We start from the raw sequence: 255 nt of genomic DNA, 5'->3' as shown, positions 1-255 counted from the left end.
CCTGCTTCTCCTCCCAGCGATAATACACGACGCCCTTTGCTCCGGTGCCGTCCCTGCGGATCCCATAGACCTCCTGATTCGCATCTGCGATATTCGGTCGCAGACTCATCAGTGAAGCATTCTTCCCACCGTTTTCCTTGCCTTTCCCTATCTCATTCTCTTTCTTGGAGGTGGTCTCTTTATCCTTATCTCCCGGTGTCTTGTCCTTCTCCGGAGCTATCGGGTCTTCCTTCTTCGGTGTATCCGTATCCTTGG

Annotated in this window: 1 protein-coding gene; it reads right to left on the bottom strand. The window is 52.9% G+C overall.

Annotated features, from left to right (window positions below; genetic code table 11):
• A partial coding sequence (locus NE665_RS24495; RefSeq protein ID WP_256302779.1) for a hypothetical protein occupies positions 1-255 on the bottom strand: 255 nt, incomplete at both ends.

The sequence above is a fragment of the Clostridium sp. DFI.1.208 genome (genome assembly GCF_024463855.1).
Lineage (GTDB): Bacteria > Bacillota_I > Bacilli_A > Erysipelotrichales > Erysipelotrichaceae > Clostridium_AQ.
Note: the sequence above shows the minus strand (reverse complement) of the source record. Positions and strands in the feature narration are given on the sequence as shown.